The sequence below is a fragment of the Johnsonella ignava ATCC 51276 genome (assembly GCF_000235445.1).
Classification (GTDB): domain Bacteria; phylum Bacillota; class Clostridia; order Lachnospirales; family Lachnospiraceae; genus Johnsonella; species Johnsonella ignava.
On the sequence record NZ_JH378837.1, the window covers coordinates 72420 to 74615 of the forward strand.

1 protein-coding gene and 1 pseudogene are annotated in these 2196 nt (G+C 36.7%); one reads left to right on the plus strand and one right to left on the minus strand.

The features are described 5' to 3' along the window. Positions 1–116: 116 nt before the first annotated feature. Positions 117–1691: an IS1182 family transposase gene (locus tag HMPREF9333_RS10115; RefSeq protein ID WP_005541787.1), complete on the minus strand. Its 1575-nt coding sequence runs from the start codon at positions 1689–1691 to the stop codon at positions 117–119. 143 nt (positions 1692–1834) lie between these two features. Between HMPREF9333_RS10115 and HMPREF9333_RS10120 the strand changes: the two are divergent. Beyond that, positions 1835–2196, plus strand: a pseudogene (locus HMPREF9333_RS10120) (type IV secretory system conjugative DNA transfer family protein); the annotation flags it as partial.

Sequence of the window (2196 nt, forward strand, 5' to 3'; positions counted from 1 at the left end):
AAAACTCAATTGAGTTTTTTCGCATCTCCCTTTTTGCACTTATTGTGTATAAATGACTGAAATCATACGCAAAAAAAGCACACTTCCCCTACCCCATAGAAGTTCTTTTTTTGAATCTATGCGGCAGTTCTGTTTCTCATCTTTTTTTTCTGATATTTATATAAATTATGGCCTATCGCCACGAGTAAAACTTCCAGTTTGACTGAATGAATACCTCTTCGGATAATTCTCTTGTAACAACGGTCATTTTTCATAATTCCGAAAGTGCCTTCTGCTTGTATCGAACGGTTCATTCGTAATAACGCACCGTGGATACTTTCTAGGTTTTTAATTACTTCCTGATGCATGGAAGTTAGTTCCTGATTGATCCGAACGGTTCTATTCTTATCTGTCTTCTTACATTTCTTTGCATATGGACATCCGCTACAGTCTTCGCATTCATACAGTTCTTCCTTGCGTCCGTACTGATTTTCCCTCACATTTTTTCTGCATAAAAAATGGAATGCTTTATCGTTAGGACATCTCATGACTCCTTGCTCATCAATTCTGAAGTTAACTGCACGAAATGGATCTTCATGATATTTCCGATCCTTAGTTTCCTTTTTAAACATTGAAAATTTCATATACTTTTCAATTCCGTTCTGTTTACAGAAAATATAATTGTTGTATGAGCCGTATCCGGCATCTGCCACAGGATATTTGGGATAGAATCCATAAGTTTGTTTGAAGTGCTCCATCAAAGGAACGAAACAATCCATATCCGAACGATAATGGTTCACGTCAACAACTGCAATATATTCATCTGCTACACCAATCTGTACATTATATGCCGGCAGAAGCTGATCATTGCCCATGTAATCCGTTTTGATACGCATAAAGGTAGCTGAGTTATCTGTTTTAGAGTAACTGTTTCGGCTAGGACCACAGATTTCAATTTTTTGTATGTATTCTTGAAGTTTCTGACAGAATGTAGTCAAGTGTTCATAATGACGCTGTTCTTTGGATTTTCGCTTTCCGCTTCCGTAAACAAATGTACTTGTATCCAGTTCCCATAAAAGTACTAGCTGCTCAATGATTTCATTCAGATAATCCGGTACATACTCCGGGTTTGTTGTGATCTGCACCCCACTCCATGCGATTTCTACATTAATTTCCTCAATCTCCGCAGTGATTTTTTCGTAAAGCTTGTAACGGAACTTTTCGGTAGCCTTCTTCCATACCCAAGTATACTTGTTTGCATTTGCTTCAAACTTGGAGCCGTCGATGTAGAGATGTTGAAGATCTACATGCTCCTCGTTAAAGATAGCGTGATTGATGTCGTTAAAAATGTTTTCAATATTATCTTGAAGTATTTCATTGATGAAATATCCAAAGGTTCTGTATGACGGAGTCTGGTGATCCATGAGATACATGAACCTGATATTAACTTTGCAGTTGTCTTCCAGTTCTCTCAGAGAGCAGTAACCGCTAGTCATAAATCCGAAAAGTACTGTTTTTAACATGTTGACCGGATTATATCTGAGTCGTCCGGTTGTGTACTCCGGAATACCCGTCAGATACTTGTTTAAATCGATTCCTCCCATCAATCTGTCAAATGTTAAAACAGGATCCAGCAGATCCAAACAATCTGAAAGAAACAGTGGTAAATATCCTTGTTTTGAATTACAATAATTATTGTGTAAAGTTTTCATTGCAAGTTAATTTTACCACAAAAATAGGACCTTTCGCATGAACGAATGGTCCTATTTCTTTTAGGGACTTGTTTCACAGCCCCTTTTTTTTATTCAAATTTCAAAATAAAAAGCGTCAATAAATCAAAAAAGGTACTTGACAAAACGCTCTCTGGGGAAACTCAAAAGATATAGAACCGTATGTAGATGAAAAGTTTGAAAATAACATACTTTTAACTGATACGGAAAGACTTACCATGAATGGTAGACCTAAAAACCCTAAATATGCAAGGAATAAAAATATACTTGTGGTGGGAGGCTCAGGAAGCGGAAAGACCAGATTTTTTTTAAAGCCCAATCTTATGCAAATGCACTCATCCTATGTTGTAACAGATCCAAAGGGTACGGTTCTTGTAGAGTGTGGAAAGATGCTTGAGAAAAACGGCTATGATATTAAAGTGCTAAATACCATAAACTTCAAAAAATCCATGCACTACAATCCATTTGCCTATCTAAGAAGTGAAAA

Bases quoted from the DNA above. Each gene is read 5' to 3' on its own strand.
- HMPREF9333_RS10115 (WP_005541787.1), bottom strand. From the start codon at position 1,691: ATGAAAACTTTACACAATAATTATTGTAATTCAAAACAAGGATATTTA.